22 protein-coding genes and 2 pseudogenes are annotated in these 25,898 nt (G+C 68.7%); 11 read left to right on the top strand and 13 right to left on the bottom strand.

Annotated elements, in window-relative coordinates; all coding sequences use genetic code 11:
• Positions 1–74 precede the first annotated feature (74 nt).
• The 3 genes from lptA (at position 75) to M5C98_RS21820 (ending at position 3,194) form a co-directional block, all read left to right on the top strand.
• A complete protein-coding gene (gene lptA / locus M5C98_RS21830) occupies positions 75–734 on the top strand; it encodes a lipopolysaccharide transport periplasmic protein LptA (RefSeq protein ID WP_272549552.1) in 660 nt (219 codons plus the stop codon).
• The gene (lptB, locus tag M5C98_RS21825) at positions 734–1,516 is read left to right on the top strand and encodes an LPS export ABC transporter ATP-binding protein (protein ID WP_272549551.1); all 783 of its coding nucleotides are present in this window, start codon (positions 734–736) and stop codon (positions 1,514–1,516) included. The genes lptA and lptB overlap by 1 nt, the downstream gene beginning before the upstream one ends.
• Positions 1,517–1,604: 88 nt before the next feature.
• Entirely contained in the window at positions 1,605–3,194 is a 1,590-nt protein-coding gene (locus M5C98_RS21820; protein ID WP_272549549.1) for an RNA polymerase factor sigma-54, read from the top strand.
• Between the two features lie 29 nt (positions 3,195–3,223).
• On the opposite strand, the gene M5C98_RS21815 is transcribed toward M5C98_RS21820, so the two are convergent.
• Positions 3,224–3,769, bottom strand: coding sequence for a TspO/MBR family protein (locus tag M5C98_RS21815; RefSeq protein ID WP_272549548.1), 546 nt, complete (start codon positions 3,767–3,769; stop codon positions 3,224–3,226).
• Positions 3,770–3,992: 223 nt separating this feature from the next.
• Positions 3,993–5,855, bottom strand: a complete 1,863-nt coding sequence (locus M5C98_RS21810) for a methyl-accepting chemotaxis protein (RefSeq protein ID WP_272549547.1) — start codon at positions 5,853–5,855, stop codon at positions 3,993–3,995.
• Between the two features lie 205 nt (positions 5,856–6,060).
• Between M5C98_RS21810 and M5C98_RS21805 the strand changes: the two genes are divergently transcribed.
• Entirely contained in the window at positions 6,061–7,332 is a 1,272-nt protein-coding gene (locus M5C98_RS21805) for a THUMP domain-containing class I SAM-dependent RNA methyltransferase (protein WP_272549546.1), read from the top strand.
• Positions 7,322–7,801, top strand: coding sequence for a putative toxin-antitoxin system toxin component, PIN family (locus M5C98_RS21800; RefSeq protein ID WP_272549545.1), 480 nt, complete (start codon positions 7,322–7,324; stop codon positions 7,799–7,801). The genes M5C98_RS21805 and M5C98_RS21800 overlap by 11 nt, the downstream gene beginning before the upstream one ends.
• A gap of 43 nt (positions 7,802–7,844) precedes the next feature.
• Here the strand turns inward: M5C98_RS21800 and M5C98_RS21795 are convergent, their stop codons facing one another.
• On the bottom strand, positions 7,845–9,662 hold the full coding sequence (locus M5C98_RS21795) for an ABC transporter ATP-binding protein/permease (RefSeq protein ID WP_442867301.1): 1,818 nt from the start codon (positions 9,660–9,662) through the stop codon (positions 7,845–7,847).
• 330 nt (positions 9,663–9,992) lie between these two features.
• On the opposite strand from M5C98_RS21795, the gene M5C98_RS21790 reads away from it, so the two are divergent.
• Entirely contained in the window at positions 9,993–11,294 is a 1,302-nt protein-coding gene (locus M5C98_RS21790) for a UDP-N-acetylglucosamine 1-carboxyvinyltransferase (RefSeq protein WP_272549542.1), read from the top strand.
• 34 nt (positions 11,295–11,328) lie between these two features.
• Here M5C98_RS21790 and M5C98_RS21785 read toward each other — a convergent pair whose 3' ends face one another.
• A complete protein-coding gene (locus M5C98_RS21785) occupies positions 11,329–12,156 on the bottom strand; it encodes a hypothetical protein (protein ID WP_272549541.1) in 828 nt (275 codons plus the stop codon).
• A gap of 236 nt (positions 12,157–12,392) precedes the next feature.
• Between M5C98_RS21785 and M5C98_RS21780 the strand changes: the two genes are divergently transcribed.
• From M5C98_RS21780 to M5C98_RS21760, 5 genes are all read left to right on the top strand, one after another.
• A complete protein-coding gene (locus M5C98_RS21780; RefSeq protein WP_272549540.1) occupies positions 12,393–13,235 on the top strand; it encodes a UPF0149 family protein in 843 nt (280 codons plus the stop codon).
• A gap of 84 nt (positions 13,236–13,319) precedes the next feature.
• Complete coding sequence (locus M5C98_RS21775) at positions 13,320–14,816, top strand: SulP family inorganic anion transporter (protein ID WP_272549538.1); 1,497 nt, start codon at positions 13,320–13,322, stop codon at positions 14,814–14,816.
• A gap of 137 nt (positions 14,817–14,953) precedes the next feature.
• A complete protein-coding gene (locus M5C98_RS21770) occupies positions 14,954–15,895 on the top strand; it encodes a peptidoglycan recognition protein family protein (protein ID WP_272549537.1) in 942 nt (313 codons plus the stop codon).
• A 1-nt stretch (position 15,896) separates the two neighbouring features.
• The gene (locus M5C98_RS21765; RefSeq protein WP_272549535.1) at positions 15,897–16,205 is read left to right on the top strand and encodes a hypothetical protein; all 309 of its coding nucleotides are present in this window, start codon (positions 15,897–15,899) and stop codon (positions 16,203–16,205) included.
• A 40-nt stretch (positions 16,206–16,245) separates the two neighbouring features.
• Positions 16,246–16,608: a DUF1493 family protein gene (locus tag M5C98_RS21760; RefSeq protein WP_272549534.1), complete on the top strand. Its 363-nt coding sequence runs from the start codon at positions 16,246–16,248 to the stop codon at positions 16,606–16,608.
• A gap of 16 nt (positions 16,609–16,624) precedes the next feature.
• Here the strand turns inward: M5C98_RS21760 and M5C98_RS21755 are convergent, their stop codons facing one another.
• The 9 genes and pseudogenes from M5C98_RS21755 to M5C98_RS21720 all read right to left on the bottom strand — a co-directional run bounded on the left by M5C98_RS21755 (position 16,625) and on the right by M5C98_RS21720 (position 25,821).
• Positions 16,625–17,044: a CinA family protein gene (locus M5C98_RS21755; protein WP_272549533.1), complete on the bottom strand. Its 420-nt coding sequence runs from the start codon at positions 17,042–17,044 to the stop codon at positions 16,625–16,627.
• 104 nt (positions 17,045–17,148) lie between these two features.
• Entirely contained in the window at positions 17,149–17,688 is a 540-nt protein-coding gene (locus tag M5C98_RS21750; RefSeq protein WP_272549532.1) for a phosphatidylglycerophosphatase A family protein, read from the bottom strand.
• Entirely contained in the window at positions 17,685–19,331 is a 1,647-nt protein-coding gene (locus M5C98_RS21745) for a DUF4139 domain-containing protein (RefSeq protein WP_272553367.1), read from the bottom strand. The genes M5C98_RS21750 and M5C98_RS21745 overlap by 4 nt, the downstream gene beginning before the upstream one ends.
• A 182-nt stretch (positions 19,332–19,513) precedes the next feature.
• Positions 19,514–20,053 (bottom strand): chemotaxis protein CheW, encoded by a 540-nt coding sequence (locus M5C98_RS21740; protein ID WP_272549531.1) that lies wholly within the window; start codon positions 20,051–20,053, stop codon positions 19,514–19,516.
• 107 nt (positions 20,054–20,160) lie between these two features.
• Positions 20,161–21,384 (bottom strand): annotated as a pseudogene (locus M5C98_RS21735) (methyl-accepting chemotaxis protein); the annotation flags it as partial.
• Positions 21,385–21,437: 53 nt separating this feature from the next.
• Positions 21,438–21,743 (bottom strand): annotated as a pseudogene (locus tag M5C98_RS24845) (CHASE3 domain-containing protein); the annotation flags it as partial.
• 488 nt (positions 21,744–22,231) lie between these two features.
• Complete coding sequence (locus M5C98_RS21730; protein WP_272549530.1) at positions 22,232–24,004, bottom strand: pectate lyase; 1,773 nt, start codon at positions 24,002–24,004, stop codon at positions 22,232–22,234.
• Between the two features lie 374 nt (positions 24,005–24,378).
• Positions 24,379–25,353 carry a thiamine-phosphate kinase gene (gene thiL / locus M5C98_RS21725; RefSeq protein WP_272549529.1) on the bottom strand — a complete coding sequence of 325 codons (975 nt, stop codon included), beginning with the start codon at positions 25,351–25,353 and terminating at the stop codon, positions 24,379–24,381.
• 66 nt (positions 25,354–25,419) lie between these two features.
• Complete coding sequence (locus tag M5C98_RS21720) at positions 25,420–25,821, bottom strand: GreA/GreB family elongation factor (RefSeq protein WP_272549527.1); 402 nt, start codon at positions 25,819–25,821, stop codon at positions 25,420–25,422.
• Positions 25,822–25,898 lie beyond the last annotated feature (77 nt).

Below are 25,898 nucleotides of genomic sequence, written 5' to 3'. Positions count from 1 at the left end.
GTTTGCGGGCTTTTTCTTTGCCGCTCCCGGATCGCGCCTAGGGGTGGCTACAATCTTTGCAAGATTCGTGCCCTATGAGAAAACGCCTCCTACCGATCCTCCTGCTTGCTGCCCTGGCTTTCGCCATGGGTGGCGCCCGCGCCGAAAAGGCCGACCGCAACAAGCCCATGAACATCGAGGCCGACGCATTGCGCCACGATGAACTCAAGCAAACCAGCGTCTTCACCGGCCGCGTGGTGGTCACCAAGGGCACCATCTTGCTGCGCGGCGCGCGGCTGGACGTGCGGCAGGACCCCGACGGGTTCCAGTACGGCACCATGACGGCCGAAACCGGCAAGCGGGCCTTCTTCCGGCAAAAGCGCGACACGGCGCCCGGCATGCCCGACGAGTTCGTCGAGGGCGAGGGCGAGGTCATCGAGTACGACGGCCGGGCCGATCTGGTCCGCCTCATCCGCCGCTCGGAACTGCGCCGCTACCGCGAATCCACCCTGACCGACGAGATGGCCGGCGCCCTCATTGTCTATAACAACCTGACCGACGTGTTCACCGTCGATGGCCAGAAGGCCGCCCCCGCCGGCAGCAACACCGCGGCCACCCCCGGAGGCCGCGTGCGCGCGGTGCTGTCGCCCAAGGAAACCCCGGCCAAGCCCGGCGCGCCGGCTGCGTCCCCGGCCCCCACCTCGCCGGCGCCCGCCTTGCGGCCCAGCGGTGAACTGGGCGGCGGCGCGAAGTGATGGCGGCGGCACACCCTTCCGAAGCCTCGGCGGCCGGCAACATCAGCCGGCTGGAGGTCGAACACCTGGAGAAGTCCTACGGCAGCCGCAAGGTGGTCAAGGACGTGTCGATGGTCGTGCAAAAGGGCGAGGTCGTCGGCCTGCTCGGCCCCAACGGCGCGGGCAAGACCACCTCGTTCTACATGATCGTGGGGCTGGTGCGTAGCGACGGCGGCGACATCCGCATCGACGGCCATTCGGTGGCCGACATGCCCATCCACCGCCGCTCGCGGCTGGGGCTTTCGTACCTGCCGCAGGAAGCGTCGATCTTCCGCAAGCTGACCGTCGAGGAAAACGTGCGTGCCGTGCTGGAGCTGCAGCGCGACGAGAACGACAAGGCCCTGACCCGCGACGAGATCGAGTCGCGCCTCACCGCCTTGCTGCAGGAGCTGCGCGTGGAGCACCTGCGGGCCTCGCCAGCCCTGGCGCTGTCGGGCGGCGAACGCCGCCGCGTGGAGATCGCGCGGGCCCTGGCCACGCAGCCGCGCTTCATCCTGCTCGACGAGCCGTTCGCGGGCATCGACCCCATCGCCGTGATCGAGATCCAGCGCATCATCGGCTTCCTCAAGGCGCGCGGCATCGGCGTGCTGATCACCGACCACAACGTGCGCGAGACTCTGGGCATCTGCGACCACGCCTTCATCATCAGCGATGGCCGGGTGCTGGCGCGGGGCACGCCCTCCGAGATCGTGGACAACGCCGAGGTGCGGCGCGTGTACCTCGGCGAGCATTTCAGGATGTGAGCATGGTCCCCACGCTGGCCACCGTGTGTACTGCGCTGCTCCCCGAGGGCGCCCCCGCGCCTTGGGGCGGCCCGGCGGCACGCTGGTGATGAAGCCTGGGCTGTCGCTGCGCGTCTCGCAGCATCTGGCACTCACGCCGCAGTTGCAGCAGTCCATCCGGCTGCTGCAGTTGTCCACCCTGGAACTGTCGCAAGAGGTCGAGCAGATGCTCGACGAAAACCCTTTCCTCGAACGCACCGCCGAAGAGGCCGCGCGCGAAGAATTCGGCCTGCCGCAGGCCGATGCGCCCGTGAGCGAGGACGACCGCCACACCGAGGACGCGATCTATTCAGGCGCATCGAGTGAGGCCAGTACGGCGGCGGAGGCCTCTTCTTCGGAGGGCGATTCCGCCAGCGCCGCCGAGGCGCCTGGCAGCGCGGACGCCCCCGACTGGGAAGGCGACGGCACCGTCGAGATGATGCCGGACGACGGCGAATGGGGCGGCGACGCCCCGGCGCGCACGCGCACGGCCGGCGAGGGCGACGATGCCGACGCCACCGAACTGGCCCGCAGCCACGAGTCGCTCACCGCCTACCTGCACCGGCAGGCGCTGGGCCTGCGCCTGTCCGAGGTCGATACCGCGGCGCTGCGTTTTCTCATCGAATCGCTCAACGACGACGGCTATCTGGACGAGTCGCTGCCGTCGCTGGCCGTGAGCCTGGCGGGCGAGGAAGACACCGAGCAGGTCGAGGAACTGGTGCACCGCTTCACCGTGGCGCTCGGCCTGCTGCAGAGCCTGGACCCGGTCGGCGTGGGCGCACGCGGCCTGGCCGAGTGCCTGACCCTGCAGCTCAAGGCGCTGCGCGAGGACGGCGAGGGCGACCCGGACGTGGTGCAGACCGCGCTGCGCATCTGCCAGCAGCCGCTGGAGATGCTCGCGCGGCGCGACGTGCGGCGCCTGGCGCAGGCCTGTGGCGGCGGCGAGGAGCGCACGCGTGCGGCCATGGCCCTGATCGCCCGCCTGGAGCCCCGGCCCGGGCGCGCCTTCGCCGAGGTGGAGCGCAACATCATCGTGCCCGACGTCATCGTGAAGAAGACCGGGCGCAGCACGCAGCAGAACTTCAGCGTGCAGCTCAACCCCGATGTGATGCCGCGCCTGCGCGTGCACGACATCTACGCCGGTGCGCTGCGCGGCAACCGGGGCGGCGAGGGCCACCAGGGCCTGCAGCAGCGGCTGCAGGAGGCGCGCTGGTTCATCAAGAACATCCAGCAGCGCTTCGACACCATCCTGCGCGTGTCGCGCGCCATCGTGGACCGGCAGAAGAACTTCTTCGTGCACGGCGAGCTGGCCATGCGGCCGCTGGTGCTGCGCGACATCGCCGACGAACTGGGCCTGCACGAGTCCACCATCAGCCGCGTGACCACGGCCAAGTACATGGCCACGCCGCAGGGCACGTACGAACTCAAGTATTTCTTCGGCTCGGGCCTGGGCACCGAGACCGGGGGCAACGCCTCCAGCACGGCGGTGCGGGCGCTCATCAAGCAGTTCGTCTCGGCCGAGAGCCCGGCCAAGCCGCTGTCGGACAGCCAGATCGCCGAGATGCTGAAGGAGCAGGGCATCGAGTGCGCCCGCCGCACCGTGGCCAAGTACCGCGAGGCGCTCAAGATCGCGCCGGCCAACCTGCGCAAGGCGCTGTAGCGCCCGCGCCGTAAAAGACGCCGGGCCCCTCAGCCCAGCAACTGCGGATTCAGCCGCCAGACTGCGAAGTTCAGCGCGGCGGCAAAGGTGATCCAGGCCAGGTAAGGCACCAGCAGCGCCCCGGCCAGGGGCCGCAGCCGCCAGAACGCCACCAGGGTGGCGGCCACGCAGCACCACAGCAGGCCGATGTCGGCCAGGGCCCACGCGCCCAGATGCCACTGAAAGAACAGCCAGCTCCACAGCGCATTGAGCGCCAGTTGCACGGTGAACAGCCACAGCGCGCGCTGGCGCACGGCCCCTGCGGGCTCGCGCCACACCAGCCAGGCCGCGATGCCCATCATGGCGTACAGCGCGCTCCACACCGGGCCGAACAGCCAGGCCGGAGGCGCCCAGGCCGGCTGGGTCAGCTGTGCGTAGAACTGCGGCGCCTTGACCGATGCGATGCTGCCGACCGCGGCGGCCACGAAGGCGATCGCGAGCCAGCCGGCCAGGGCGAGCCAGGTGCGTGGCGTGAGGGGGGCTCGGCCGGAGCGGGCCGGCGGCGAAGGGGCGCGCGAGGGCAGGGTGGGGGTCATCGCGCCATCATGGCCGCCAGGGGGCCTTGGCGCCGTCAGCGAAGGCCGAAAGAAGGGCGCGCGCGGGCTTCGGATCGCCACCCGGCGCCCCTGTGCCCCGCCATGGGCCGGCGCCGCAACGCCCGGGCCTGAGCCAGTGGCCCCCTGCCGGGCGATAGTGTGAAAGCGGTTGCTATTAAATTAATAGCTATATGCCTTAGTGCTAATTGCGCTGGAGGCCGTTTTAACGCAGGGTCGGCGCGCGGTTCGCGCCGCCTGCCGGGCCGCCACGCGAGGGTGCCGCGGTCCCGTGGGCGTCAAGCTTGAAGCCGGCGACCGCGTCGGCCAGCTGCGCCGCCTGCTGCTGCAGCGACTGCGCGGCGGCGGTGGCTTCTTCGACCAGCGCGGCGTTCTGCTGGGTGGACTGGTCCATCTGGCTCACGGCGCTGCCGATCTCGGCGATGCCGGTGCTCTGCTCCTGGCTGGCGTTGCTGATCTCGGCCACGATGGCCGTCACGCGGCGCACGCTGTCCACCACCTTGTCCATGGTGGCCCCGGCGTCCTGCACCAGCTTGCTGCCGGCGTCCACCTGGGTGACCGAATCGTCGATCAGCGCCTTGATTTCCTTGGCGGCGGTCGCGCTGCGCTGGGCCAGCGTGCGCACCTCGCTCGCCACCACGGCGAAGCCCCGGCCCTGCTCGCCCGCGCGGGCGGCTTCCACGGCCGCGTTCAGCGCCAGGATGTTGGTCTGGAAGGCGATGCCGTCGATCACGCCGATGATGTCCACGATCTTGCGGGCCGAGGCATCGATGCCGCCCATGGTCTTCACCACCTGGCCCACCACGGTGCCGCCGTGCGTGGCGATCTCCGATGCGCCCGAGGCCAGCGTGTTGGCCTGGCGCGCGTTCTCGGCGTTCTGCTGCACGGTGGCGGTGAGCTGCTCCATGGCGGCGGCCGTCTCTTCCAGCGAGCTGGCCTGCTGCTCGGTGCGCGAGGACAGGTCCTGGTTGCCGCTGGCGATCTCGCTGGTGGCCAGCCGCACCGATTCGGACGAGGCGCGGATCTGCACCAGCACCGCCGCGATCTTGTCCACGAAGTGGTTGAAGGCGCTGGCGATCTGGGTGAGTTCGTCGCTGCCGTGGGTGGACAGGCGGCGCGTCAGGTCGCCGTCGCCCGAGGCGATGTCTTCCAGCGCATCGCGCACCACGCCCAGGCGGCGCAGCTGGTGGCTCACGGCCACGGTGACCAGCGCGACGGCGGCCAGCACGCTCAGCAGGGTGATGACGACCGCCACTTTCAGCAGCGCGCTGACCGATTGCGTGGCCTCGGCGCGGTCGATGGCGATGGCCAGCGTCCACGGCGTGCCCTGCACCTTGGCGGCGTAGAGCATCTGGTCGGCGCCGTCGATCTGCACGTCCGTGCGCTCGTTGCGCTCGGCCAGGCGCTTGATGAGCGCGGCATCCAGGCTGCCCGCGATCTCGGAGACGGGCTTGAGCGCCATGCCGGGCTTGGCATACGCCAGGATCTTGCTGTCGCCGTCCAGCAGGAAGGCGAAGCTCTTGGCGATCGGGTGGATGGCGTTGACCTTGGCGGTCACTGAATCGAGGTAGATGTCGGTGGCCACCACGGCCGTGGGCTGGCCGGCCGGGCCGGCGGGCTCGGCGAAGGTGATGGTCAGCTTGCCGCTGCTCGCGCCCACGTAGGCGGGGGTGATGACGGGGCCGCCCGCCTGCGCCGCCTGCCTGTACCAGGGGCGCGAGGTGCCGTCGTACCCGTCCGGCACCTTGGTGAGCGCCATGTGGCGCTTGTCGGCATAGGTGAAGTACACCAGGTCGAACGCGCCGGCCTGCTTGATGGCGCGCAGCATGGGCAGCGGGTCCGGCTGCTCGGTGGCGACCTTGAGGGACGAGGTGATCCGTTGCTTTTCGCGCACCCATTCGGCCACTTCGTCGGCATGCAGGCGGGTCAGGCCCCCGACATGCTCGTCCAGTTGCGCCAGCGTGTCGTTGCGCACCACGAAGAAGGTCACCAGCGCCAGGGCCAGCAGCGAGAGCACGGTGATGGCGACGCAGATGCCAATGAGGCGCGCACGCAGGCTTTTGAACATGGAGTACCTTTGCAAATGGATACACACAAGGGTTCATTCTGACAATTGGTTGACCCAAAACAAATGGCAAGTCGGTGGTTCTGCTAGGTGGAAACCCTGGTGCTTTGAAAGGCGTGCGCTCCGGGACGCCGGCCGCTGCCGCGCCAGGCGGCGTCGGCCCTCGGCCACCCGGCGGCGCTGCCAGCGCGTATCCTCGGGGCCGTCTATGAATCAACTGCAACTTTTCCTGCCCTGCGCCGCCGGCGTCGAGGGCTTTCTGGCCGACGAAGTGCACGGCATCACCGGCCTGACCGGCCAGGACCTGCTCACCGGCCGGGGCGGCGTGCTGCTGCGGGCCTCCTGGCGCGACGCGCTGATGCTCAACCTGCACAGCCGGCTCGCGCAGCGCGTGCTGGTGCAGCTAGGCCACCGGCCGTACCGCTCCGAAAACGATCTGTACACCGCCGCGAGCGAGGTCGCCTGGGAGATCTGGTTCACCCCGCGCCAGAGCTTCAAGATCGACGTCACCGCCCAGCACAGCCCGCTCACCAGCCTGAACTTCGCCGCGCTGCGCGTGAAGGACGCGGTGGCCGACCGCTTTCGCGCCAAGACCGGCGTGCGCCCGGACGTGGACACCCAGTGGCCCGACGTGCGCATCCACCTGCACCTGACCACCGACGAGGCCACGGTGTACATCGACACCTCGGGCGAGCCGCTGTTCAAGCGCGGCTGGCGCGAGGACAAGGGCGACGCCCCGCTCAAGGAAACGCTGGCCGCCGCCATGATCGCGGCCACCGGCTGGGACCCGCAGGGCGACGTGCCGCTGTACGACCCCTGCTGCGGCAGCGGCACCGTGCTGATCGAGGCGGCGCAGATGGCCTGCCACATCCCCGCCGGCATGCAGCGGCGGTTCGCCTTCGAGAAGCTGCTGCCGTTCCAGGCCCATGTCTGGTCTGCTATCAAAAGTGAAGCAGAAAGGGCAATCAAACCGGCGGCAGTGGGCATTTTCGGCTCGGATGTGTCGCACCGCATGGTGGACTTCGCCCAGCGCAACGCCGAGCGCGCGGGCGTGGCCCAGGCCATCGAGCTGCGCGGCGGCGATGCGCTGCAGCGCATGCCGCCCACCGACCAGCCCGGCGTGATGCTGCTGAACCCGCCCTACGGCGAGCGCATTGCCGCCGCCGGCACGGCCGGGCGCAGCGCGTCCGTGCGCGCGGGCCACGTGGAGCGCGCGGGCCGCGAGACGGCGCAGACCGAGGACGGCGGCGAGTTCTTCAGCCAGCTCGCCACGCACTGGAAGAAGAACTTCGCCGGCTGGCAGGGCTGGATGCTGACGCCCGACCTCAAGCTGCCCGGCAAGATGCGCCTGAAGGAGTCGCGCCGGGTGCCCATGTGGAACGGCCCCATCGAATGCCGGCTGTTCCGCTTCGACATGGTGCGCGGCTCGGCACGCGAGCGCGCTCCCCGGCCTGCCGACGGCACGCCCGATGCGGGTTGAGCTGCGCCTGCCGGCGCAGGCCGCGGGCGGCGAGGCCCCGCGCGCCGTGGTGGTGGACACCAACATCGTGCTGGACCTGCTGGTGTTCGCCGACCCTGCCGTGGCGCCGCTGCGCGATCTGCTCGCCCAGGAGCGGCTGCAGTGGGTGGCCACGCAGGCCATGCGCGACGAGCTGGAGCGCGTGCTGGCCTACCCGCAGATCGTGCCGCGCCTGGCGTTCTATGGCCTCGATGCCGCCGCGGTGCTGACGGCCTTCGATGCCCGCAGCCGCGCGGTGCCCGAGGCGGCGCGCGTGCCCTCGGTGTGCAAGGACGCGGACGACCAGAAGTTCATCGACCTGGCCGTGGCGCACCGCGCCATCCTGCTGTCCAAGGACAAGGCCGTGGTCTGCATGCGCAAGCGCCTGCTGGCGCAGGATGCGCACGTGGCGACCGTGCTGGTGCTGGAACCCGCGGCGTGCGCCGCTTGAACCCGCCCACGCCACCCGCCGCGCACGCGGCGCTCCACGCCCCTCACGCCTCGAACTGAAAGCCCTCGGCCGGGTGCAGGGCCCAGCGGCCCTCGCCCAGCAGTTGCAGCACGTGCGTGTGGTGCGCCAGCACCGCCGGCCGGTGGGCGATGCTGATGATGGAGGCGCCGCTGGCGCGCAGCCGCTCGTACAGCGCCGCTTCGTTGGCGCCGTCCAGCGCGCTGGTGGCTTCGTCCAGGATCACGGTGCGCGGCTGGCGCACCAGCACGCGGGCGAAGGCCAGGCGCTGCTGCTCGCCGACCGACAGCTGCTTTTCCCAGTCGCGCGTGGCGTCGAGCCCGCCCACGCGCTCGGCCAGTTCCGGCAGGTGCACGTCGTTCAGGATCTGAAGCAACTGCGCGTCGTCCAGCTCGGTGCTGCGCGCCGGGTAGATCATCTGGCTGCGCAGCGTGCCGGGCTGCATATAGGGGCGCTGGGGCAAAAAGAACACGTCGTCCAGCGGCGGGTGGTGCACCACGCCGTCGCCCGTGCGCCACAGCCCGGCGATGGCGCGCAGCAGCGAACTCTTGCCGCAGCCGCTCGCCCCGGTGATGAGCAGCGCGTCGCCCGGCTGCAATTCCAGCGACAGGTCCTTGACCAGCAGGCGGCCGAACTGGGGCGTGTAGAGCGTGAGCGATTCGATGGCCAGGCGCTTGCCTTCCCTGGCCTGGATCTCGCGCGAGGTGTCGGGCGCTGCTGCTTCGGCGGCGGATGCCGGCTCAGGCGAAGGGGCAATGCCACTGGCCACGGCGGCGTGGCCGCGCCGGCGCCGCTGCTCGCGCCTTTGCTGGCGGCGCAGCTTGCGTGCGGCCGACACGGCCTCGGGCTCGGCCGGCTCCTCGCGCCGCGCCGGTGCGCCCAGCAGGGCCTGCGCCAGCGTGTCCAGCCGGCCGATGCCGGCCACGAAGCGGCTCAGGCTCTCGAAGTTGTCCACGATCAGAGAGACGGCGGCCAGCACCGCCGCGAACGCCCCGGCCGCCTGGATGGCGCGGCCCACCTCCATGTCGCCGGACAGCACCGCGTCGGCCAGGATGATCGCGGGGATCACCACGGTGAGCTGGCTGAACGCGCGCTGGAACAGGTTGAGCGAGCGCTGGCGCTTGATGAGCCGCGCGTAGTTGGTGAACACGGACTGAAAGCTGTGGTCCAGCTGCGCGCGTTCCTGCGCCTCGCCGCGGTAGAACGCGATGGACTCGGCGTTCTCGCGCAGCCGCATCAGCCCGAAGCGGAAGTCCGCCTCGCGCCGCAGCTGCCAGAAATTGAGGCGGATCAGCGGCGCGCCGAACACGTACAGCGCCACCACCGTGCCCAGCAGCGCATACACCGCCAGAAAGCCCACCAGCACCTTGGAGATCGACCACAGCACGGTGCTGAAGGCCACGAGTTGCATGCCTGCGCCGACGAAGATCAGCAGAAAGTGCGTGGAGCGGCCGGTGAAGGTGTTGATGTCTTCGCTGATGCGCTGGTCCGGGTTGTCGATGCCGCCCTGCGTGTTCAGCTCGTAGTAGCGGCGCCCGCCCAGGTAGCCGTCCAGGAACCGGTGCGTGAGCCAGCGCCGCCAGTGGTTGGAGAACGCGTCGCGCATGTAGTAGTAGAAGGCGTACACCGGCACCGCGAAGCCCAGCACCATGAGGCAGGTGCGCACCGCATCCCAGAAGCGGTCGCGGTCCTTGGCGGCCAGGGCCGAGGTCATCTCGCCCGTGCGGTCGATCAGCATCACGGCCAGCTGCGTCTCGCACAGCATCAGCAGCACGAGCAAGCCCAGCAGCGACCAGGCCGCCACCTTCTTGTCGCCCTGCCAATAGGGCTTGGCCACGCTCATGAATTGCTTCCACGCGGCGATGGAAAAAGTAGGGGCGCGCCTGGAAGCGGAAGGGGCGGCGGCAGGGGCCGCGTTGGCTGCCGCAGGATGGGCAGCGGCAGAAGCAGAGGAAGACATGCAGGCGATGGAGGAAGAAAGGCGGGAGCGCTGGGGCGAAGATAGTGGGCGCTGGGGCTGCGCCCTGTCGGACGCGGCCCACGGCGGGCTACGGAATCGCCCGCGATACGGAGGCTGGCGGCGGCCAGGAAGCCGGTGGCGGCCTTTGTCGCCACCGCGCAGGGGGTACAGTGCCGGCTGTTTTCTTTTCGGGGCTTGCCCCGCATCCCGCCCATGTCCAATCTCATCGTGCACGGAGGCACGCCGCTGCGTGGCCGCATCACGCCCTCCGCCAACAAGAACGCCGTGCTGCCCGTGCTGTGCGCCACGCTGCTGACGCAGGCGCCGCTCACGCTGCACGGCGTGCCCGACATCACCGACGTGCGCAAGATCCTGGACATCTTCCGCACCCTGGGCAGCGACGTGCGCATGGACCACGCCAGCGGCACGCTGGACCTGCACCACAAGGACACCGCGTTCGACGCCGCCGCCCACCGCCTGCCCGAGGAGATGCGCTCGTCCATCATGCTGGTGCCGCCGCTGCTGGCCCGCTTCGGCGTGGCGCGGCTCGAAGACAACGTGAAGGGCTGCACGCTCGGCGTGCGCGAGATCGACCCGCACGTGGAGGTGTTCCGCAGCTTCGGCGGCGCGGTGGAGCGCGCGCAGGGCTCGCTGCTCGTGCGCTGCGCCGGGCCGCTGCATGCCACCCACCACTGGCTGGACTACGCCTCGGTCACGACCACCGAGAACTTCGTGCTGTGCGCGGCCTCGGCCAGCGGCGTGTCCACGCTCAACAACGCCGCGTCGGAGCCGCACGTGCAGGAGTTCTGCCGCTTCATGGCCATGCTGGGCGTGCGCATCGACGGCATCGGCACGTCGCGCCTCACGGTGCACGGCGGCGCGGCGCTGGGGGGCGGGGAGTTCCGCTTCGACGAGGACTTCCACGAGATCACCACCTTCCTGGCGCTCGGGGCCATCACCGGCGGCGACGTGGTGGTGCGCAACAGCGCGCCGGAGAACTTCCCGCTGATCGACCGCACCTTTGCCAAGTTCGGCGTGCGCATCGAGCATGCGGACGGCTGGTCGCGCGCGCACCGCGAGGGGCCGCTCACCGTGCAGACGCCCTTCACCAGCAACGTGCTGACCAAGGTGGAGGCCGCGCCCTGGCCCTACTTTCCCGTGGACCTGCTGCCCATCTTCATCGCGCTGGGCGTGCGGGCGCAGGGCAACGCGATGTTCTGGAACAAGGTCTATGACGGGGCGCTGGGCTGGACGGGCGAGCTGTCGAAGTTCGGCGCGCACGTGTTCTCGTCCGACCCGCACCGCATCGTGACTTTCGGCGGCAATGCGCTCACGCCCGCCGTGGTGGAGAGCCCCTACATCATCCGTGTGGCCATCGCCTTGTTCATGGTGGCGGCGAGCATCGACGGGCGCTCGGAGATCCGCAACGCCACGCCCATCCGGCGCGCGCACCCGCGCTTCGTGGAAAACCTGCGCAGCCTGGGCGTGCAGGTGGAGTGGACGAGCGAGGAGTGACGGTGGCGCCGCGGCGCCGCCTCCCCGGCCAGATTCAGGGCGCCAGCAGGTCGTAGGCGGCGCGCACGCGCTGCAGGTCGCGGCCCAGGCGCCGGCTCGGCGGCAGGTGGCGCAGCCAGCGCAGGCGGCGCACCGTGGTGGCCAGCACCGCGCGCATGTCGGGGCCCTGGGCGCTCAGCCAGGCCGCCCACAGCGTGCGGGCCGCCTCCAGCGCGCCCGCCTGGCGCAGGTAGAGCGCGGTGGACTGGGCGTAGCACAGCGCATCGCGCGCGTGGCACACGGCCAGCGGCAGCGCGGTGGCGGGGTCGTCCTCGAAGTCCACATAGCCCACCACGCCGTCGGGGCAGCGCACGAGATTGCGGGCGAACGCCTGGCTCAGGCAGGTGCCGCTGGCGTGCACGCGGGCAATGGCCTCCAGGCCCTGGCGCCACAGGGCCAGCACGGCCTCGGGGCCTTCGGCCACGGCGTGGTCGATCTCGTTGCCCAGGGAATGGGTTTCCTCGTCGGGGCGCCCTAAGTGCCGCATCAAAAAAGCGTCGTGCTGCACCGCCAGCACCTCGGGCGCGCGCAGCCCGCGCGCGGCGAAGTCTCGCAGGCGCTGCACCTCGATGGCGATGGCCGCGGGCCCGCCCGGCGTGGGCACCGGGCGCAGCACCGCCAGGCCCAGCACGCGCGCCAGCACGGCCATGGCGCGGTAGCGCCCGGCGCCGTGGCTGGCGCCCGCGCGCTTGAGCCACCACTGCTCGCCGGGCAGACGGTAGCTCTGCACGTTGGGCGCCTGGGTGGCCGCGTGTTCGCGCAGGAAGGCCGCAGGGTCGGTCGGGGCGGCGGTGCGGGGCGCAGGGTCGGCTGAAAGCGGCATGTGGGCAGTGGGCGAGGGCGAAAGGGGCCGGTGGCGGGCGGGGACACCAATGGGGGGCGGGCGGGCTGCCAGGGCTTGGCGGATAAAATCGCCGGCTGCGGCCGGGCCGTGGCCTGGGCGGGTCGGACCTGCCACCAGCGCCATGCCTCGCGCCTGCCCCGGTTCGCGGCTTTGCGCGGGCTGCGGCATCATAACGAAGCCTTTTTTCTCCCCCCGCCGCGCCCTGGAGCCGCCCCATGACCGAATCCTCCCACGACACCGCCGCCACCGATGCCGGCACCGAACCCGCCCTCGACAACGACGCGCTCGACGAACTGGACACGCTGCTGGACGACCTGCGCAGCCGCGCCGAAGAGATCCCGCAGTGGGAGTTCTGCGACGGCTTCCTGACCGCCCTGGCCTGCACGCGCCGCGCCATTCCCGCAGCCGAATACCTGCCCATGCTGCTGGACGACGGCGGCCCCATCGATGTGACCGAGGGCGCGGGCGCCGCGCTGCCGCTGCTGCCGGCCTTCAAGGACGAAGCCCAGCAGGCGCGTTTCATGGAGCTGTGGACGCTGCGGTTCGACGAGGTCAGCCGCCAGTTGGCGACCGAGGTGGAATCGCTGGAAGACGACCGCGCCTTCCAGCCCGAGGTGATGGACATGCGCGGCGCCGTCGCCTGCCTGCCCGAGGAGGAGCGCGCCGAGATGGCCGGCCAGGACATTCCCTCGTTCGGCCAGGTGTGGGCGCTCGGCTTCATGTTCGCCGTCGAGAACTGGCCCGAGGAATGGGCCGCCCCGCGCGACAAGGACGCCGCGCAGTGGCTCGACGGCGCGCTGGAGAACATCGTGGTGCTCACCGAGGACGACACCGGCAAGCCCGAGCACAACCTGTATGCCGAGGATGGCCCGGCCAGCGTGAGCGAAAGCCGCCTGGAGTCGTTCAGCGAAGCCGTCTGGGCCGTGTACGACCTGCGCCAGCTCTGGAAGAGCATCGGCCCGCGCGTGGAGGCCGTGCGCCGCGCCGACACCCCGGGCCGCAACGACCCGTGCAGCTGCGGCAGCGGCAAGAAATACAAGAAGTGCTGCGGCGCCTGACCGGCGCCGGCGCGGCCTGACCGGGCGCTTCTTCTTCCCCTTTCCTTTTGCTTTTACGCGCGCTCCGGCGCGCGTTGCCGTTCCATGACCCCTGCTTTCCTGGCCCGCCTGCGCGCCGAATGGGCGCCCAGCATTCCGCGCGAACTGCTCGCGGGTGCCGTGGCCACGTTCGCGCTGATCCCCGAGGTGATCGCGTTTTCGTTCGTGGCGGGCGTCGATCCTTCCGTGGGGCTGTTCGCCTCGTTCGTCATCAGCATCGTGATCGCCTTCGCGGGCGGGCGCCCGGCGATGGTGTCGGCAGCCGCAGGTTCGGTGGCGCTGGTGGCGGCGCCGCTGGTGCAGTCGCACGGCCTGGGTTACCTGCTGGCGGCGGGGCTGCTGGCCGGTGCGGTGCAGGTGGCCTTCGGGCTGCTGCGCATGGGCGTGCTGGTGCGCTTCGTCTCCAGCTCGGTGCGCACGGGCTTCGTCAATGCGCTGGCGGTGCTGATCTTCTCGGCGCAGTTGCCGCACCTGCGCGGCGCCAGTGCCGCCACCTGGGGCCTGCTGGCGCTGGGGCTGGCCCTCATCTACGGCCTGCCGTGGCTCGGCCAGCGGCTGCGGGTGCGGGCGCTCACCGCCATTCCGTCGCCGCTGATCTGCGTGGTGGCACTCACGCTCATCGCCTCCACCATGGGCCTGCACCTGCCCACCGTGGCGGACCTGGGCCGGTTGCCCGACGCGCTGCCGCTGTTCGGCCTGCCCGCGGTGCCGGTGTCGCTGGAGACACTGCGCACCATCGCGCTGCCGGCGCTGGCGATCGCCATGGTGGGGCTGCTCGAATCGGTGCTCACCGCCGCCGTGGTGGACGAGATGACCGACACGCCCAGCGACAAGAACCGCGAATGCGCGGGCCTGGGCCTGGCCAACATCGCGGCCAGCTGCTTCGGCGGCATCGCCGGCTGCGGAATGATCGGCCAGGCCGTGGGCAACGTGAAGTACGGCGGGCGCGGGCGCCTGTCCACGCTGTTCGCCGGCGTGTTCCTGCTTATCCTGATGGTGGCGCTGAAGGACTGGGTGTCGCGCGTGCCGGTGATCGCGCTGGTGGCCATCATGGTGATGGTGTCGGCCTCGACGTTCGACTGGAAGTCGCTGGGCGCCGTGGTGCGCCACCCGCGCCTGTCCAGCGCCGTGATGATCGCCACCGTGGCCGTGACGCTCGCCACGCACAACCTCGCGGCCGGGGTGGGCGTGGGGGTGGTGCTGAGCGGCGTGTTCTTCGCGTTCAAGGTCGCGCGCCTGCTCGGCGTGCGGGCCGAGGACGATGCCGCCACCGGCCTGCGCACCTGGCGCGTGACGGGCCAGGTGTTCTTCGCCTCGGCCGATGCCTTCATCGACGCGTTCGACATCCTCGCGGCCGAAGGGCGGCCCGTGCGCATCGATGTCTCCCGCGCGCATTTCTGGGACGTGACAGCCGTGGCCGCACTGGAGAAGGTGGTGCAGCGGCTGCGGCACCACGGGGCGGTGGTGGAGGTGGTGGGGTTGAACGAAGCCAGTGCGGGGCTGGTGGGGCGGCTGGGGGGCGGCGCGGACTCTGCTATGTAATGCATAGGTCGGCCATCGCTGTGAGGGAAATATCCTGCATTAGATTTTGTTCAGATAACTATAAATTTTCATTATTTAGTGAGTTGTCTATTTAAGGGTAAATTCATGGGTTAAGAATTTTTTAAGAAGTATCTTCTATGAAAATAACTTCACCCGTGGGTAAGACTTCAGGGAATAAAAGAAATGATGTTTTGGCGGTTCAGGCATCGCTCAACCGTCACATGAAGTGCAAAATGGGTTATTTGCCTGTCAAAGAAGATGGTTATATCAATGCCAGAACATTAGACGCGATTCGAACATTTCAGGAAATGGTTGGAATTCTTCCTGTGGATTCGACTGTTTTCCCAGGAGGACCCACCCACCAAGCCCTTGATAAACCTAGTATCAGGATCTTAAATCCCACCGCCGCCTGCTGGATTGCAAATCAGGAAAAAATACGTCAAGCCCTGATTGATAGGTTATCGATAGTTGATCGCCTCAGTTGGAAGGCTCAAAATCCAGCGATGATTCCGCCCAACGATTGGAACTATCACTCGATTGCCATTCATCACGCAGGAAACACATTCGGTTGTGCGGCCCCTGGCATGGAGTCCATTCGTCAAGTAGAGAAGATAGACATCAAGAAATTCGGGAGAGTTAGCTATCACTATGCGGTAGCCTGCGACGGTACCATCTACGAGGCACTTGATATCCGTCACAAAGGGGCTCATGTGGAGGCGATGAATACGGGAGTCATTGGAATTGTGTTATTGGCAGACCTGAGCGTGAGAGGGGAGGGCGCTAAATACGGACCCGGCGTCATGAATGTCGCCAAGGCCAAGGGTGCCCAGGCTGCTATCAATGAGTTTTTGAGTGTGCAAGCTGATCGATTAAAGGTGTTGCACGACGAAGGTACGGAGCAGCAGATATCTAGAACGGAGGCGTTGGTAGGTGCACTGAAGGATTTTTTCCCAATCCGTCGATTGGGCGGGCACAGGGATTTTGCAAGAACTGTTCAAACCAGTCGCGCATGTCCAGGGATCTATGGAATGGTCATTGCCGATCAGCTCAGGAAAAAATTGGGGTTGTCGGAGCCTTAATATGTTTAAAAAACAGAATTTTCGTTATTTTGTATTGTGTTTTTTAATGATTTTGTTGGCGTGGCTATTTCTGGGTCTGGATAAATACACCGGGGACCATGAGATGGGGGTGAGTTGGAATCCTTTCATTAAGGCTCAGCCATCTTGGATTATTTTTTTTCAAGATCCATCGCAGGATGGCCTTGAATACGAACGCTATGACCTGCTGAGAGCAGAGGATAAGGCTAGATTTATAGAGTATTGTAAATATCGGCGTGGCACGCTCGATCCGTATGAGTGCCAAAAGATCAACGACGCTAGCAGAATCTAGCCGTCAAACTACCCGGCGGAAAGATCGAGAGCATCCGGTCATGGGCTTCATTGCAGCGATCGAAGCATTCGCCAGAAAAGAATCTGGGATTTTCCCAGGCCGAAATTTCCACCCAGAGACAACGATCGAGGACGAACTTGGCATCACGGGCGACGATGCGGTGGAGTTCATGGAGACCTTCTTCGCGGAATTCGGCGTCGATTCCAGCGGGTTCGATTTCGGACGGTATTTCCACAACGAAGGGTTCAATCCACTGCAGTTGTTTTTGATGCCTTTCCGCCGCTATCGGGATCGCCAGAAGAAGGTGCCGCTCACCTTGGGCATGCTCGCGAAATCTGTCGAACTGAAGCGCTGGGATGCCGCCTGCATCGAATCCGCCGGACCGAGGGAGACTGCCACTTGAGGCTTGGGCGTTGCGTTCAACGCAGAAGATCGGCCAGCCGCGCCAGCGCATGCCGCACGGTGGCGGCACGCACCGCAGCCCGGTCGCCTGCGAAGCGCACTACCTCGCTGCGCACCACGCCCGCCACCGACCAGCCGAACCACACCGTCCCCACCGGCTTGTCCGCGCTGCCGCCTCCCGGTCCGGCCACGCCGGTCACCGCCACGCTCACCTGCGCCAGCGAGCGGGTCACGGCGCCTTCGGCCATGGCGCGGGCCACGGGCTCGCTCACCGCGCCGTGCGCTTCGATGAGGGCTGCGGGTACGCCCAGCAAATCGGCCTTGGCGGCGTTGGAATAGGTGACGAAGCCGCGCTCGAACCAGCGGCTCGACCCGGCCAGGTCGGTGCAGGCGCCGGCGATCAGGCCGCCCGTGCAGCTTTCGGCAGTGGCCAGCATCCACCCGCGCGCGACGAGTGTTTGCGCGATATGAGCCAAATCGGCCTCCAGCGCAATATTCTCTAGGGCATCATGCTCTGATTTTGATAGCGAATCGTCCGGCGTCACCACAGGTGCCTCCACAGCGCGATCACGACCAGCGTGCAGAAGGCCGCCACCAGGTCGTCGAACACGATGCCCCAGCCGCCGCGCCAGCCGAAGCCCTTGAACCGGCTGTCGGCCCAGGCCACGGGGCCGGGCTTGGCGGCGTCGAAGAAGCGGAACAGCGCGAACGCCGCACACTGCCCCCAAAAGCCCATGGGCATGGCCAGCCACAGCACGAGCCAGAAGGCGATGACCTCGTCCCACACGATGCTGCCGGGGTCGGCCACGCCCAGGTGGCGCGCGGTGGTGGTGCATGCCCACCAGCCGACGAGCGTGCCGGCCAGGATCAACACGCCGAAATGCAGGGGCGCGAGCCACTGCTGCAGCACCAGGTAGGCCAGCCACGCCCACAGCGTGCCCACGGTGCCGGGCGCCTTGGGCGACAGGCCGGCGCCGAAGCCCAGGGCGATCCAGTGCGCGGGATGCGACCGCATGAAGGCGGCAGTCGCGCGGCGCGGTGCGCCAGCGGGCGTGGCGGGGCCGAAGGGGGCGGCGTTCATTCCCGCTCCCTCAGCGCGATCTCTTTCGGGTAGCGCACGGTGTGCGTGGCCGTGAAGCGCGCGGTGGCGCCGGCGGCCAGCGGCTGCTGCCAGGCGATGGTGCCGGGCGTGCCGTTCCACGCCGTGTCCTGCGGCGCGGGGGCGTAGCGGGATTCGACCTCGATCTTCTCGTTGCGCGAGACCGGCGCCGCGTCCAGCACCTGCAACGCGATGGGCCGGGTGTGGCGGTTTTCCACGCGATAGGCGCGATCGGTGCGGCGCTCCGTGCGCCCGCCGGTGAAGCCGGCGCTGCCGGTGCTCTCCTGCGGCGGCTCGGCCTGCACGACCACCTGGTCGTCGGCCCCGAACCACAGGGTGGCCTTGCCGCCGGCCGTGGCGTCCTGCGTGAAATCCAGGGTGTCGTTGCCGATGAAGGCGCCGTCGCGGTACAGCCCCACGGGCCCTGCGGGCCAGGCGCCCGGCGGCGGCGCGATCTCGGCCACGAGGTAGGCCGTGCCCTGCCGTGCGGGCGCGGCGCGCGTGAGCAGCGTGGCGGCCGCGTTGTGCGTGCCCAGGGCCAGCGTGGTGCGCTGGCCGTTGGAGGGCACGGTGATGCGCTGGGGCACGGCGAACTGCGTGGCGTAGGTGCCGGCGAACGCGGTCACGTCGAAGCTGGGCGGCTCGGCTTCCTCGGCCACGCTGGCCGGCGCGGCCATCGCAGCGGGTGCCGCCGGTGCGGGCAGGCGGGCCATGGCCATCTGCGGCTGCGGGGGCGGCGCCACATCGAGGGTCCAGGCACCGGGCGCGGGGCCGCGCGTGGCGCGGGTGGCGGCTTGCGTGGAGAGGGTGAGCCGCACGTCGGTCCAGTCCTCGCCGCTGTTTTGCGCGACGAGCGCCAGGCGCTCCAGCACCACGGCGCCGGTGTCGCTGTTCAGCACGGCGCGGTAGGTGGGCTGCCAGCCGGGGCCGCGCACCTGGTAGGACAGGCGCAGTTCGCCCTCGCGCTCGGCGGCGAGGTGGACGGCGACCGACACGGCGCGCGCCCGCGGGCCACCCGCGTTGCGGTTGCGCTCGGCCACCAGGGGCTTGAGCGCGAGTTCCAGCGCCTCCTGCCGGCGCTGGAGCGCGTGCGACCGGGTGAGGGCGTCGAGCGAGGTCTTGCGCAGCGCATCGGCCGTGGCGCCGATCTGGCCCGGGCTCACCGGCGCGGCGGCGCTGGCAGGGGCGCGGCGGTCGGGCTGCGGCGTGTCGGCCGCGCTGCCGGCATTGCCGGCCACGCCCTGCAGGTAGCGGTTCACGAGCTGCAGCGAGGCGGTCTCGGCGCGCACGGCGGCCAGCTGGTCTTCCAGGTCCTGGACGCGGCCGTCCAGCGGGCTGGCGCAGCCCGTGCCCACGTCGCGGTCTTCGGTGGTGATCTTGAACTCGCCCACGCGCACCCCGGTGCCCGCCGCGATCTGCAGGCTGGCGGTGTCGATGGAGGCGGGCAGGCAGCGGAACACGGCGCTGCGGGCGCCGGCGGCCACGCGCGCGGTGCGCTCCACGGTGGCGCTGCCGGGGGAGACGGTGACCTGGGTGATGCGCGAGGCCACGCTGTCCTGCGCCAGGGCGGCGCCGGTGCCCAGCAGTGCCGTGGCGCTGGACAGACAGGTCAGCAGCGCGGCCATGGTGGGGCCGGCCGGCCGGACGGCAGGCACGGGCCGCAGGGAGGGCATGGAGGGAATCAAGGGCGGCTCCTGGGTGGGCTGGCGGATGGATCTGGAGGCGGCGGCAAAGTACCGCGCCCGGCGATTATTCACCCGTGCCCGCCGCGGCCCGCAGGAACCCCGCGCCGAGGGCGCTTCGGCGATCAGTCCATGAACGCGGCAGCGGCCGCGGCGGCCGGGCTGACGCCGGTCGGCCGCATGCGGCCCAGCGTCTCGCTGCCCACCAGGCCCTCGATGTCCACGAGGATGAGCATGCGGTCGTTCACGCTGCCCAGGCCCAGGATGAATTGGGCGTCCACGCTGGAGGACAGCTGGGGCGCGGGGCGGATCATCTCCGCCGTCAACTCCACCACATCGGAGACGGAGTCCACCACCGCGCCCACGGTGTGCTGTCCGACGTTGAGCACGATCACCACGGTGGAGTGGTTGTACTCGGCGCTGGCGCAATGCAGCCGCAGGCGCAGGTCCACGATGGGAATGATGATGCCGCGCAGATCGACCACGCCCTTGATGAAGTCGGGCGCGCCAGCCAGCCGCGTCGGCGGCTCGTAGGAGCGGATCTCCTGTACCTGGAGGATGCCGATGCCGTACTCCTCATCGCCCAGGCGGAACGAGAGGAATTCGCCGCCCTTGCTGACGGCATTGGCGGCGGTGGTGTCGGTGGGAGAGGAAGAAAGGGCCATGGCGGATCTCTTTCAGGCAATGAAGGAAGAAAAGGGGTCCCGGTGGCGTCCGGTGGCCCATCGTACCGGGGCGGGACGATGGGCCATGGACGGTGCGCGGGGGCGGGTCAGAAGTTCTGCCAGTCGTCTTCGCTGCCGCCGCCGGCCATGGCCAGCGAGGGCTGGTTCGGGCTGGGCACGGCGGCCTTTCGGGGAGCGGCCGCCACGCGGGCCGGGGCACGCGGTGCGGTGGCGTCGCGCAGCGGGGCGGGCTTGGGTGCTGCGGCGCGGGCCGGTGCGGGGGCCGCCACCGCGTGCAGGCTGAGGGCTTCGTGGTCCAGCCGGAACACGCTCACCGCCTGCACCAGCCTGCCCGCCTGCGCCCGCAGGCTGTCCGCCGCAGCGGCGCTTTCCTCGACCAGCGCGGCGTTCTGCTGCGTCACCTGGTCGAGCTGGCTCACGGCGTCGCTCACCTGGCCGATGCCCAGTGTCTGCTCCTGCGTGGCGGCGCTGATCTCGCTGATGAGGTCGTTCACGCGCTTGACCTGCGCCACGATGTCGGCCATGGTGCGGCCGGCCTCCTCCACCTGCTGGCTGCCTGCGTCCACCTTCTGCACGCTGTCGGTGATGAGGCCCTTGATCTCCTTGGCGGCGTCGGCGCTGCGCTGCGCGAGGCTGCGCACTTCGCTGGCCACCACGGCGAAGCCGCGGCCCTGCTCGCCGGCGCGGGCGGCTTCCACGGCCGCGTTCAGCGCCAGGATGTTGGTCTGGAAGGCGATGCCGTCGATCACGCCGATGATGTCCACGATCTTCTTGCTGGAGGCGGTGATGGCCTCCATGGTGTCCACGACCTGCCCCACCACCACGCCGCCGCGCTGCGCCACGGCGCTGGCGGAGTCGGCCAGCTGCGTGGCCTGGCGGGCGGTATCGCCGTTGTTCTTGACGGTGGCCGTGATCTCTTCCATCGAGGCGGCCGTCTGCTGCAGGTTGGAGGCCTGCTCTTCCGTGCGCTGGCTCAGGTCGGCGTTACCGGTGGCGATCTGCGTGCTGCCGGTGGCGATCGAGTCGCTGCTCTGGCGGACCTGGCCCACCACCTGCGCCAGGCTGTCGCGCATGGCCTTCATGCCCACCAGCAGGCTGGCCTGGTCGCCTGCGCGGGTGCTCACGTCCACGGCGAGGTTGCCCGCGGCGATCTGGCGCACCACCTCGGAGGCGTAGTCCGGCTCGCCGCCGAGCTGCCGCGTGATGGACCGCGTGACCCACACGCCCAGCGCACAGGCCAGCCCGATGGCGAGCAGGGAGCCGGCCACCAGGCGTTGACATTGAAGGCGCGCAGCTGCTCGGCTTCCGCGGAGCGGCGGGCCAGCAGGTCGCTCTCGGCCTTGTCGAGTTCGCCCTGCAGCGCGCGAAAGCCGTCCATGGCCGCCTTGTCCTTGCCCTGACCGAACTGCACGAGGAAGTCCTGCATGGTCCTGGTGCCTGCCGCCACGTCGCGCCGTGCCTGCATCAAGGCGATCACCACGGCGGTGAATTCGGTGTTGCGGGCCTTCATCCCGTCCAGGCGCTGCTGCTGCGCCGGGTTGTCCGAGGTCAGCTTCTTGACCTCCGTCCAGGCTTGGTCGAACGCCTGGCTGCCTGCTTTCCAGGGCTCCAGGAACCGGTCTTCGCCGCTGAGCAGAAAGCCGCGCGTGCCGGTTTCCATGTTGACCATGCTGTTGAGCAGCGTGTTGGAGCGGTCCAGCACCTGGTAGGTGTGGATGTTCCATGTTTCCGCTTCGGCCAGATGGGCGCTGCTGTACAGGGACGTGGCGGCGACCGCCAGGAAGATACCGATGACGGTACCGAAAGCGATCAGAAGTCGCCGTGAAACGGTCAGGGTGCTGCTCGGGTTCATATCCATCCTTCCGGGTCTGGTTGGGGTGATTTGAAATGTAATAATTCGTATAAATGATAAATTTGAAACCCTACAATGGGTATCAAAAAATAATCTGAATTCTCGGAATTTCAGCCCTTGGAAAGAGAAATGGGTTGCATTGAGGATTTGGAACCTCTGTATTTATTTGATAAATATGATACTTTGTGCGCCCATCCATTGGGTGCGATCCAAAGAAAGGCAGCCTGCAGGCCCGGGATCGGATCCCGGACCGGCAGGCTGCGGTGGGTGGGCTCGGGGCTGGGCCGGAAAACGTCAGCCGTCGATCACGCCTGCGGTGCCACGTAGGCGATGAGCCGCCCCATGCGGCGGATCCACTCCGAGGTGACGATGAACTGCGGCTTGTCCCGCTTCACGTAGGGCGGCACCTCCGGCGGGTTGTCGGCCGGGTAGGGCGACGTGTCCCAGGCATCGCCCACGTGCTTGCTGCGGTAGGCGGTGCCGGTGTAGGCCGCCGAGGGCCCGTCGCCCTGGTAGGGGTTGACGATCTCGGGCACGGGCGAGGTCCAGTAGCCCTTGCTGCCCAGCTCGTCCACCAGCGTCTGCGCCTCGCTGTCGGCGACCTTCGGCGTGGCCATGGTGGCGCCCGTGAACAGGTCGGGAAAGTCCACCTCGCGGATCGAGAAGTACCGGGGCAGTGCGCGCGTGGCCGTGCCGGCCTTGAGCGGCGAGCGCGCAGCCATCGCTGCCACGGCGGCATCGCTCATTCCATCGAGCTGCCGGTAGGTGGCCTCCAGCCCTGCGATGTCGATGGCGCGGCCCGCCGAGTAGTGGCTCACAGTGTTGGCCCAGTCCTTGTCGGCGTAGTAGCCGCCGTTGTGGATGTTGGAGCCGTAGCGGTGCACGTACAGCGGCGCGTTGGTGCCCAGCTCCACGAACGTGGGGTGGGTGCGGCCGCCGCCCAGCAGCGGGCTGCCGGCGATGGCCGCGGCCGGCAGCGGGCAGGTCTTGAGCCAGGCGATGGCCTCGGGGATGCGCGCGAGATAGCGGCGCTCGCCCGTGAGCTGGAAGTAGTTGAACAGCTGGCGGATGTTGGTCTGCGTGGTGTGCGTGGCCAGCGAGCGGGGCTCGTAGCTGCGTGCGCCGGCCGGGGCGCCTGCCGGGCGCCCGTCCTTGGGACGCGACAGGTGCTGCAGGCTCCAGCCGGCCTGCGGGCCGCTTTGCTGCATGAGGCGCATGCACTCCATGGCGCGTGCGATGGGGGCCAGCAGGCGCGTTTCGCCCAGCGCCATCACGCATATCGTGAGGAACTTGATGTTCTCGCCCATCACGTCGTCGTTGAAGGTCACGTGCAGCGTGTAGTCGCCGTCTTCCATGCCCGAATGGGCGCCCGCGGGCACCTGATCGGGGTGGGGCGATGGCATGGCACCGACCGCGCCGGGAAAGTGCGGAAACCGCTGCGGCCAGCCGCCGTTCGCCACGCCGTATTCGGGGCCGAACTGCGCGTTGAGCACGAAGTCGATGGCCTTTTGCAGCGGCGCGAGAAAGCGCGCATCGCGCTTTTCGACATACATGCGCAGAAGCAGCTGCGAGGCCACGGCCGTGCCTGCGTCGTCGAACGTGGCATTGCCGTAGTAGTGCTGGAACTCCTCCAGCCGCCAGCCGTTCTTGCCGATGGTGTCGTACCACTTTTGGAGCGACGCCTCGCCCGCGAAGTCGTGGATGTAGTTCCAGCCGCCCGAGGCGTGCTGCGCCGCGACGATGGCCAGCGTGGTGCGCTCGGCGGCCTGCAGGAAGCGGTCGTCGCCGGTGGCGTGGTAGGCGTCCAGGTACACGTGGCCGACCGAGGGCGTGCCCGGCGGCTGGATCCAGCACATGGTGCGGTAGGCCTCCATCTCGCCGAACGTCTGCTTCAGGTCGGGCGAATACGACCATACATAGCCGCCGCGGTACGAAACCACCTCGTCCATGTAGTCGGCGGCGCGCCGCAGCGCGGTGGCCGCCTCGCCCTGCGGGCCGGATGCGCTGCCCGAACCGCCTCCACAGGCGGTGAGCCACAGCGGCGCGAGCGCCGTCAGCGCGAAATCTCTGCGTTTCATGGAATGTCTCCTCTCGTCTTCGATGCAAGGAATGCACGCGCCGTCGGCGCGGCGATCGCAGCCTGGGGTGTCCCGGCTGTCTTGGTGTGCAGATCATCTTGAAGGATGTCGTACAACTTGCCGGCGATTGTGGGAGGAGGGCAAAAAGAGGGTGTTCGCGTATTCCCGATCCACCCGCATTCCTGGACCTTGTAAGGGTCCGGTAAGTCGCTTCGAGTTAGTACCTACTTAGGCACAAACGATTGCGCTTTCGGCATCTGTCGTCATCGTTCAGGGGGCTGAAATGTGAATTTCCGTGGCATTTCGTCACAAAGTCGTATGACGACGATGAAAAAGTACGCGCAGCCCTGTCACGCAGGTGATTGCGCAGAGGACTACTGAAAGTGGTCGTACGACAAGTACTGCTGTGCCAGAGCGCGGCCCTGGGCGTCGATCAGCCGCAGTCCAGGTGCGGCTTCGATGGCGCCGATGCGGGTGACTGGCGTGGCTGTGGCCTCGCCGGCGGCCTGCACCGCAGCCCGGTGTTCCGGCGGGGCGCTGAACAGCAGTTCGTAGTCGTCGCCCCCGGCGAGGGTGCAGCGCAACAGGGTGTCTTGATCGAAAATGCCCTCTGCCGCCGTATCCATTGCACCTGTTGCTATTAATTTGGTAGCAATCGAGGTATCGATGCGGGCCCCTGCGCCCGAGGCGCGCAGGACGTGGCCCAGGTCGCCCACCAGCCCGTCGCTCACATCGATGGCACTGTGGGCCAGCCCGCGCAGCGCCTGGCCCAGCGCGACGCGCGGCGTGGGGCGCTCCAGGCGCTCCCGTGCCCGCGCCAGCAGGGGCGCGGGCAGGGCCCGTTCGCCGCGCAGCGCCTCCAGCGCGAGCCGCGCGTCCCCCAGCGTGCCGCTCACCCACAGGTCGTCGCCCGCGCGCGCGCCACTGCGCAGCAGCGCCTGGCCACCCGGCACTTCGCCGAACACGGTGATGCAGATGTTGAGCGGCCCGCCCGTGGTGTCGCCGCCCACCAGCTCGCAGCCATGCGCATCGGCCAGTGCCAAAAGCCCCGCTGAAAAACGCTCCAGCCAGGCGCTGTCGGCCCGCGGCAGCGCAAGGGCCAGCGTGAACGCCAGGGGGCGCGCACCGCACGCGGCCAGGTCGCTCAGGTTCACTGCCAGCGCCTTGTGGCCGAGCGCTTCGGGATCGACATCGGCAAAGAAATGGCGGCCCTCCACCAGCATGTCGCTGGAGACGGCCAGGTGCATGCCCGGCGCGGGCGCGAGCAGCGCGCAGTCGTCGCCCACGCCCAGCTCGGCACGGCGCACGGGGCGCTGAAAGAAACGGCGGATCAGATCGAATTCACCCATGCCGGGAGCATAAGGTGCGGCATGCCGTGGCGCGGGCAAATGGAGCGCGCGGGAGCGTTGTCCGGCTTACGTCTGGTAGTCGCCCGTGGCCTCGGGCTGAAAGAGGATGGCCGCGACTTGGCTCGCGCACTCGTCGCCATGGGGCGTCAGCCACTTCGCGACGTCCCCCACTTTCAGGCCCAGGAGGCTGCTGCCTACCGGCGAGAGCACCGAGATGAAGCCGGCCGTGGGCTCGGCATCGCCTGGGTAGCAGACGGTGAGCGTTTGCCGCCGGTGGGTGTGCACGTCGACGAGTTCCACCCGTGAATACATCGTCACCACATCGGAAGGCACGGCGCGTGAACCCGTCACCTCGGCGCTCGCCAGCAACTGGGCGAGGCTGGGTGGACGCACGTGCCCGGGCAATTTGCTCAGACGAGCGAAGTCCAAGTCGGTGAGCGTGCGCTCGCCGTGAATCGTTGCATGCATTGACGCACTCCATCGAATGCGGGTGCCGTCCAGTCAGGCGGTGCCCGCTGCCGCGCGAGGCTTCGTGCCCGGCGGTG

This window comes from Acidovorax sp. NCPPB 3576 (assembly GCF_028473605.1).
GTDB lineage: Bacteria > Pseudomonadota > Gammaproteobacteria > Burkholderiales > Burkholderiaceae_C > Paracidovorax.
The sequence above is the reverse complement of the archived record's forward strand: the minus strand, read 5'-3'. Positions and strand labels throughout refer to the sequence as shown.